The organism is Plastoroseomonas hellenica (assembly GCF_018129085.1).
In the GTDB taxonomy this organism is placed as follows: Bacteria; Pseudomonadota; Alphaproteobacteria; order Acetobacterales; family Acetobacteraceae; genus Plastoroseomonas; species Plastoroseomonas hellenica.
In genome coordinates, this window is the sequence record NZ_JAAGBB010000021.1 from 117,360 (window position 1) to 124,835 (window position 7,476).

The following is a 7,476-nucleotide window of genomic DNA, read 5'->3' on the forward strand; positions in this document are numbered from 1 at the left end:
CCCTTCCCCCCTTGCTGGCGACGGATGCGCTCTCCGTCGCCTTCCGCGGCGCGTCCGGCTGGATGACCGCGGTCAGCGAGGTGTCCTTCACCTTGCGCGAAGGCGAAGCGCTGGCCCTGGTGGGCGAGAGCGGCAGCGGCAAGTCGGTGACGGCGATGGCGGTCGCGCGGATGCATGCCGGCATGGCCGGCACGCGCGCCACCGGCACGCTGCGCTGGCGCGGCCGGCAGGGCGAGGCCGTGGATCTGCTGGCGCTGCGCGGCGAAGCGCTGCGGCGCCTGCGCGGGCGGGAGATCGCGGTCGTCTTCCAGGATCCGGGCAGCGCGCTCGACCCGCTCTTCACCATCGGCGACCAGATCGCGGAGACGCTGCGCCACCTGCTCGGCCTCGGGCGGCGCGCGGCGGCGGCGCGCGCGGTGGAGCTGCTGCAGCTCGTCGGCATCCCCGATCCGATCCGGCGCGCCGGCGAATACCCGCACCAGCTTTCGGGGGGCATGCGCCAGCGCGCGGTGATCGCGCTCGCCTTGGCGGGCGAGCCGCGGCTCTTGATCGCCGACGAGCCGACCACCGCACTCGACGTCACCATCCAGGCGCAGATCATGGAGCTGCTGCGGGACCTGCAGGAGAGCCGCGGCATGGCGATGATCTTCGTCAGCCACGATCTCGGCCTGGTCGCTGAGGTCGCGCATCGCCTCTGCGTTCTCTATGCCGGGCAGGTGGTGGAGGAAGGCACGGCCGCCGAGGTGCTGGCCGCGCCCCGCCACCCCTATACCCGTGCGTTGCTGGACTGCATCCCCTCCCGCGATGGCCCGCCGCCGCGCGGCATCCCCGGCCTGATGCCGAACCCGCTGGCGCCGCCGCCGCATTGCCGCTTCGCGGAGCGCTGCGCCATGGCGGTGCCCGCCTGCCGCGAGGCGCCGGTGCCGCTACGCGATGTCGCCCCCGGCCGCCGCAGCCGCTGCCTCCGCTGGGAGGCGCTGGCATGACGGCGCCGATCGCCGAGGGCCGCGCGCTGGTCATGGAATTCGGCGGGCCCAGCCTGCTCGCCCCGCGCCGCCGCCCGGTGCGCGCAGTCGCCGGCGTCGACATCGCGATCCGGCGCGGCGAGGCGCTGGGGCTGGTCGGCGAGAGCGGCAGCGGCAAGTCCACCATCGGCCGGCTGCTGCTGCGCCTGGCGCGCCCGACCGCGGGGCAGGTGCTGTTCGACGGGCAGGAGATCACCGACGTCCCGCGCCCGGCGCTGCGCCCGCTGCGCCGGCGCATGCAGATGGTGTTCCAGGATCCTTTCGGCAGCCTGAACCCGCGCATGGCGATCGGCACGGCGGTCGCCGAGGGCATCGCGCTCCACGGGCTGGCGCGGGGCCGCGAGGCGCGGGACCGGGCGGCGGCGCTGCTGCACCGCGTCGGCCTCGCCCCCGGCCTGCACGGCCGCCGCCCCGCGGCACTCTCCGGCGGGCAGCGGCAGCGGGTCGCGATCGCACGCGCGCTCGCGGTCGAGCCCGACTTCGTGGTGGCGGACGAGCCGGTCTCCGCGCTCGATGTCTCCGTGGGTGCGGAGATCCTGGCGCTGCTGCGTGAACTCCGGAGCGAGCGCGGCCTCGCGCTGCTCTTCGTCTCGCACGACCTGCACGCGGTGCGCAGCCTCTGCGACCGGGTGGCGGTGCTCTACCTCGGGCGTGTCATGGAGGAGGGGCCGGCGGACGCGGTGCTGCACGCGCCGCGGCATCCCTATACGCGTGCGCTGCTCTCCGCCTCCCCCGGGCATCCCGGCGAGGCGCGCGGTCCCCGCATCATCCTGCGTGGCGAGATCCCGAGCCCGGCGGCGCCGCCCAGCGGCTGCGTGTTCCGCACCCGCTGTCCGCACGCGCTGCCGGCCTGCGCCGAGGCGGTGCCGGCGCTGCGCGCCATGGGCCCGGACCGCCGCGCGGCCTGCATCCGCGATGAGGTGATGGCGGCATGAGCGCGCAGCGCATCCTGGTGGTCGGCGGCAGCGGCTTCGTCGGCGGGCGCCTGCTGCGCCTGGCCATGGCGCGGGGCGTGGCGGTCGCCTCCTTCGGGCCTGGCGAGGCGCCGCGCGAGGACGGTGTCGCCCGCTTCGACGGGCGGGCGGAGGTTCCGGGCGAGCTGCTCCGCGCGCTCCGCGAATTCCGGCCGGATGCGCTGATCTGGGCGGCCGGGCACAACCCCGGGGGCGATGGGCTGGCGCGCAGCGCGACCGAGGATCCCGCGCGCGCCGTCGCGGTCAATGCCGGGGGCTTCGCGGCGGCGCTGGCGGCCGCCGCGGTGGCGGAGGTCGGCCGGGTCGTGCAATGCGGCTCCACCGTCGTCTACGGCCCGCCCGCGCTCTATGGCACTGCGCGGGTGGATGAGGCGGCGCCGCCGGCGCCGCGCAGCACCTATGGCCTCTCCAAGCACATGGCGGAGATGGCGGCGGATTGGGCGGCGCATGCGCTGGGCCTCTCCGTCACCACGCTGCGCCTGCCGCTCGTGCTCGGGCCGGGGCGCTGGTATGTCGGCGCCGCCGCGCTGCATGCGCGGATGCTGCGGGCCGCGGCCGGCGGCGCGCCTTTCGACGACGCGGTGCCCGACACCCCCTTCGATGCCGTGCATGGCGATGACGCCGCCGAGGCCCTGCTGATGCTGGCCGGGCTGCCGCAGGCGCCGCGCCGGCTGAACATGGCCGGGCTCACCCTCGATCATGCCGGGATCGCGGCGGCGCTGGAGCGGATCGCGGGGCCGGGGCGCGTCGCGGCGCGCGCAGTGCAGACGCCGGCCGAGCTGCCGCTGGTAGACGATAGCGCGCTGCGCGGTCTCGGCTGGCAGCCGCGGCACGACCTGGAAGCGATCCTCACTGACACGCTGCGGGAAATGATGAGCAAGGAGAGCGCCTGATGTTCGAGGCCCGATTGGCGGAACTGGGCATCACCCTGCCGCCGCTGCCCAGCCCGCCTTCGACTATGTGCCCGCGGTGCTGGAGCGCGGCCTGGTCTGGGTGAGCGGGCAGTTGCCGCGGGACGCGGAGGGCGCGCTGCCGGTGCTCGGTCGCCTCGGCGATGCCGTGGATGTCGAGGCCGGCCAGCGCGCCGCCGCGCTCTGCGCGCTGCAAGGCCTCGCCGCGCTGCGCTCGGTCGCGGGGTCGCTGGATGCGGTGGCGCGGGTCGTGAAGCTGACCGGCTTCGTCGCCTCCGCCCCCGGCTTCGTCGAGCAGCCGCGGGTGATCGATGCCGCCTCCGCCATCATGGGCCAGGTCTTCGGTGAGGCCGGGCGCCATGCCCGCAGCGCCGTCGGCGTCGCCATGCTGCCGCGCAACGTGCCGGTGGAGATCGAGTTCGTCTTCGCGCTGCGCGAATAGCGTCGATCGCGCCGCATCGCTTCCGACCGGGGGATTCGACCATGCCATATCCGATGATCGATCGCCGCACCGCGCTCCTCGCCGGCGCGGCACTGCTGGGGACGCGCCCCGCGCTGGCGCAGGCCGCCGCCGATGCGCTTTACGGCCCGGATGATGCCGGCGCGCGGCGTGGCGGGACGCTGACCGTCGCCATCGCCAATGAGCCGCCGAACCTCGACCCCTTCCATCAGGCCGGCGACGCGCGCACCGCGGTCACCGTGCTGATGTACCAGGGGCTGATGTACGAGCATGCCTCCGGCACCGCGAAGCCGCTGCTGGCTGAGACCATGGCGGTCTCCGATGACGGGCTGACCTACACTTTCGCGCTCCGCCGCGGCGTGCGCTTCCACACCGGACAGCCGATGACCGCGGCCGATGTGAAATACAGCTATGACTATGTCCGCAACCCCTCCAACGGCAGCCCGGGGGCGGCGGATTTCGGCGCCATCGCCGGCATCGAGACGCCGGACGACCATACGGTGGTGATCCGCCTGTCGGAGCCCAACGCCTCCCTGCCGATGACGCTCACCAACCGCTTCGGCTGCGTGGTGCCGCGCGACACCTTCGCCAATCCGCAAGCGCGGACGCGGCTGTCCCAGCAATCCGTCGGCACCGGCCCCTTCATGCTGCAGGAGTTCCGGCCGCAGAGCCATATCCGCATGGCCCGCTTCGCGAACTACTGGCAATCCGGGCAGCCCTATCTCGACGGCATCCTGTTCAGCGTGCAGCCCAATGCGGCGAGCGTGCTGGTGGCGCTGCGGAGCCGCCGCGTCGACCTCGCGCTGCTGGCGCGGCCGCAGGATGCGGAGCAGCTCCAGGGCCAGGCGGGCCTCGCGATCAATGCCGCGCCCTCGCTGCGGCAATGCTCGCTCGACCTCGACTGCAACCATGCGCAGCTCCGCGACCCCAGGGTGCGCCGGGCGATCGCGCTGTCGATCGACAAGCACGCCGTGATGCAGGCGGCGATCGGCGGCAAGGGCAAGGTGCTCGGCACCATCCCGGCCGCCATGCAGGAGAGCTGGGGCGCCCCCATCGATACGCTGCCCAACCAGCGGCCGGACGCCGCCCGTGCCCGCGCGCTGCTGGCCGAAGCCGGGCTCGCGGACGGCTTCGCCATGGACCTCGTCAGCATCATCGGCTTCGAGTGGATGGACCCGGCGGCGGTCACCATCGCGCAGCAGCTCGCTCCGCTCGGCATCCGGCTGAACATCCAGCGCGTCGAGCTCGGCGTCTGGCTGAACGCCTTCCGCACGCGCAACATGCGCTTCACCTTCAACGACTGGGGGACCCAGCCGGATCCCCACATCCTCTATTACCGGCACTTCCACGGCGCGCCGCGCGGCGCCGACTTCCGCAACTGGAACAACGCGGAGGCCGACCGCCTGCTCGATGCCGGCATGGCGACGCCCGATCCCGCCAAGCGGAAGGAGGCCTATGTCGCCTTCCAGCGGGTGATGGATGAGAGCGTGCCGACGGTGATGCTCTATTCGCCCGATCTCGTCACCGTCGCGCAAGCGCGCGTGCGCAACTATGTCCAGCATCCGACAGGCTGGTGGTTCGGCCTGGCCAAGGCCTGGATCGCGGCGTGAGGCACCACCACTGATGCTGGAGGCCGTGCTGCGCCGGCTCGGGGCCGCGCTTATTACCCTGATCCTCGCGACCGGCGTGGTGTTCCTGGTGATCCGCGCAGTGCCGGGGGATGCGATCGGGGAGATGCTGGGGCAGAGCGCCGGCGATCCGGCGGCGGAGGCGGCGCTGCGCACCTTCTTCGGGCTCGACCGCCCGATCTGGTCGCAATACCTGGCCTGGGCCGGCGATCTGCTGCGTGGCGACCTCGGCATCTCCATGCGTCAGGGCATGCCGGTCGCCGGCATCGTCTTCGACGCCTTCCTGGTGACCCTCGAGATCGGACTGGCGACGCTCGCCTTCGCCATCCTGCTCGGCGTTCCGCTCGGCCTCGCGGCCGGGGCGCGGCCCGGCGGCATCGCCGACATGGCGGTCGAGGGCTTCACCCTCATCGGCCTCTCCGCGCCGGTCTTCTGGACCGGCATGGTGCTGCTCATCCTCGCCGATGCCTGGCTCGGCTGGGCGCCGCCGCTGGTCTATACGCCGCCCGATATCTCGCTCTCGGACAATCTCGAGGGGATCCTGCTGCCAGTGCTGGCCCTCGGCCTGCTGCAGGCGGCGGCCTATGCGCAGTTCACGCGCCAGCAAAGCGCTGCGCTGCTGCGGCAGGATTTCGTGCGCGCCGCGGCGGCGCGCGGCCTGCCTTGGCGGGTGGTGTTCGGGCGGCACGTGCTGCGCAACATCGCCATCCCGCTCGTCACCTATGCCGGGCTGATCCTGGTGCAGATCCTCGGTGGCGTCGTGGTGGTGGAGACGCTGTTCGGCATCCCCGGCCTCGGCCGCACCTTGCTCGCCGCCGTCCAGGGCCGCGACTACCCGGTGCTGCAAGGCGCGCTGCTGCTGAGCGTGGTGGTGGCGCTGCTGGTGAACCTGCTGATCGACCTCGCCTATGCGCTGATCGATCCGCGCGTGCGGGGGGCGTGATGCGCCCGCGTCTCATGCTCCTGATCGGCTGCGCGCTCTGCGCGGCGTTCCTGGTGATCAGCCTGGCACCCGGCCTCTTCGCGGGACCGCCGGACGCGGTCGCGGTGGCGCGGCGGCTGGAGGCGCCCTCGGCGCAGTTCTGGTTCGGCACGGATGAGAGCGGGCGGGACGTCTATGCGCGCGTCATCCATGGCGCGGGCACCACGCTCGGCATCGTCGGCGCGGCGATCGCGATCGCGGGGCTCGCGGGTGGCGGGCTCGGCGCGCTGGCAGGCTTCGCCGGCCGGCTGCCGGACCTCGCGCTGTCGCGCATGGCCGATGCGCTGCTCGCCTTCCCGCCGATCATCCTCGGCGTGGTGCTGGCGAGCACGCTCGGCAGCGGGGCCGTGAATTCGGTGCTGGCGCTGTCGATCATCTACGTGCCGGTCTTCTACCGCGTGGCCCGTGCCGCGGCACTGATGGAGAGCGGCCGCGCCTATGTGGAGGCGGCGCGCACCCTCGGCCATGGCGAGGCAGCGGTGCTGCTGCGGCATGTGCTCCGCAACGTGGCGCCGGTGGTGGCGCTGCAGGGGGTTATCCTGTTCCCGCTGGCGCTGCAGATCCAGGCGGCGCTCGGCTTCCTTGGGCTCGGGGTGCCGCCGCCGACGCCGGATTGGGGCGCCAGCCTGCAGGAGAGCCGCAACTACCTCACCGTCGCACCCTGGCTCGCGACCTTCCCGGGCCTCGCTTTGCTGCTCGCGGCGCTCGCGGCCTCGCTCCTCGGCCGCGCCCTGCAGGCACGGTCCGGGTGAGGGTCAATCGACGAGGCGCGGCGAGGCCCAGCGGCGCCCATCGAGCGGGACGGCCTGGCGGGGGATCGCGATCGGTGCCGCATCCGGCTCGCTGGAGATGAATTCCAGGAAGCCGGCATAGCCGAGGCGGTGCTGCAGCCCTTCCATCAGGCTGCGGCAGGCGGCCGGCGTCATGGCGGGATCGCCGATGCAGGCCTCGACGAAGCGCAGCTCGGCCTCCGGCCCGTATTCCAGCGACGGCGCTGCCTCGGCGCGCCAGGAGAGGAGCGCCGCGAGGGCGATCGCGGCGGCAATGCAGGGGACGGCGATGCGCGGCGGGGCGATGTCCGGTACGGCGCGGAGAATGGCGATACGCGATGCGGTGGACATGGCGAGCATTCCTTGCTGGCGATGGCCCCGCATTCCTGCCGCGGCGGCGCCGGCCGGCGCTGTTCCCTGCGTCACACCGCCCATGCGCCTCACGGAAGGGTGTGCCCCGGCACCGTCGCTTGCCCGGCGCCCGAGGCGCTGGGAGACTGCGGCATCGCCATCCGACATCGCTGCCCGGCCCCGCCGGGCCTGGGGGGGGTCATGAGGCTGGAGCGGCTCCGCATCTCGCGCCTGCTGTGGGCGGTTGTCCTGCTGGCGCTCGCCGCGGGCCCAGCGGCGGCGCAGGAGGCGCCGGCAGCGGGCCGCGGCGCGGTCATGCAGGCTTGCCGCGGCGACTACCTGGCCTTCTGCCGCGGCGTCGCGCCCGGCAGCGGC

The 7,476-nt window shown here is 73.6% G+C and carries 8 protein-coding genes; 7 read left to right on the forward strand and 1 reads right to left on the reverse strand.

Annotation, left to right across the window (positions count from 1 at the left end):
- Window positions 1-11 precede the first annotated feature (11 nt).
- From GXW71_RS18115 to GXW71_RS18145, 7 genes are all read left to right on the forward strand, one after another.
- On the forward strand, window positions 12-986 hold the full coding sequence (locus GXW71_RS18115; protein ID WP_246526675.1) for an ABC transporter ATP-binding protein: 975 nt from the start codon (window positions 12-14) through the stop codon (window positions 984-986).
- A complete protein-coding gene (locus tag GXW71_RS18120) occupies window positions 983-1,960 on the forward strand; it encodes an ABC transporter ATP-binding protein (RefSeq protein ID WP_211853958.1) in 978 nt (325 codons plus the stop codon). Before GXW71_RS18115 ends, GXW71_RS18120 begins: the two co-directional genes overlap by 4 nt.
- Entirely contained in the window at window positions 1,957-2,892 is a 936-nt protein-coding gene (locus tag GXW71_RS18125) for an NAD-dependent epimerase/dehydratase family protein (protein ID WP_211853959.1), read from the forward strand. Before GXW71_RS18120 ends, GXW71_RS18125 begins: the two co-directional genes overlap by 4 nt.
- 76 nt (window positions 2,893-2,968) lie before the next feature.
- Entirely contained in the window at window positions 2,969-3,352 is a 384-nt protein-coding gene (locus GXW71_RS18130; RefSeq protein ID WP_367617327.1) for a RidA family protein, read from the forward strand.
- Between the two features lie 41 nt (window positions 3,353-3,393).
- On the forward strand, window positions 3,394-4,980 hold the full coding sequence (locus tag GXW71_RS18135; protein ID WP_211853960.1) for an ABC transporter substrate-binding protein: 1,587 nt from the start codon (window positions 3,394-3,396) through the stop codon (window positions 4,978-4,980).
- A gap of 13 nt (window positions 4,981-4,993) precedes the next feature.
- Window positions 4,994-5,941, forward strand: a complete 948-nt coding sequence (locus GXW71_RS18140) for an ABC transporter permease (protein WP_211853961.1) — start codon at window positions 4,994-4,996, stop codon at window positions 5,939-5,941.
- On the forward strand, window positions 5,941-6,732 hold the full coding sequence (locus GXW71_RS18145; RefSeq protein ID WP_211853962.1) for an ABC transporter permease: 792 nt from the start codon (window positions 5,941-5,943) through the stop codon (window positions 6,730-6,732). Before GXW71_RS18140 ends, GXW71_RS18145 begins: the two co-directional genes overlap by 1 nt.
- 3 nt (window positions 6,733-6,735) lie before the next feature.
- Here GXW71_RS18145 and GXW71_RS18150 read toward each other — a convergent pair whose 3' ends face one another.
- Window positions 6,736-7,101: a hypothetical protein gene (locus GXW71_RS18150; protein WP_211853963.1), complete on the reverse strand. Its 366-nt coding sequence runs from the start codon at window positions 7,099-7,101 to the stop codon at window positions 6,736-6,738.
- Window positions 7,102-7,476: the final 375 nt, after the last annotated feature.